At 48.3% G+C, this 346-nt stretch carries 1 rRNA gene; it reads left to right on the forward strand.

Annotated features, from left to right (window positions below):
• Window positions 1-239 (forward strand): 23S ribosomal RNA (locus tag BMI79_RS08395); the annotation flags it as partial.
• Between the last annotated feature and the right edge of the window lie 107 nt (window positions 240-346).

The raw sequence follows: 346 nt of genomic DNA on the forward strand, positions 1-346 counted from the left end.
CCGGAGTGAACGCACCACTGGTGTTCGGGTTGTCATGCCAATGGCACTGCCCGGTAGCTAAGTGCGGAAAAGATAAGTGCTGAAAGCATCTAAGCACGAAACTTGCCTCGAGATGAGTCTTCCCTGGGCCTTTAAGGCCCCTGAAGGAACGTTTAAGACTAAGACGTTGATAGGCTGGGTGTGTAAGTGCAGCGATGCATTGAGCTAACCAGTACTAATGAACCGTGAGGCTTAACCTTACAACACCGAAGGTGTTTTGGTGAGAGAGTAAATAGATTTAATTTTCAGTGAATGTTCCGGATTGGTTCTGGTGGTTGCGTGTGAAAGCATGTAACGGCCTGGAATG

Origin of the sequence: Serratia oryzae (assembly GCF_001976145.1) — a bacterium.
Lineage (GTDB): Bacteria > Pseudomonadota > Gammaproteobacteria > Enterobacterales > Enterobacteriaceae > Chania > Chania oryzae.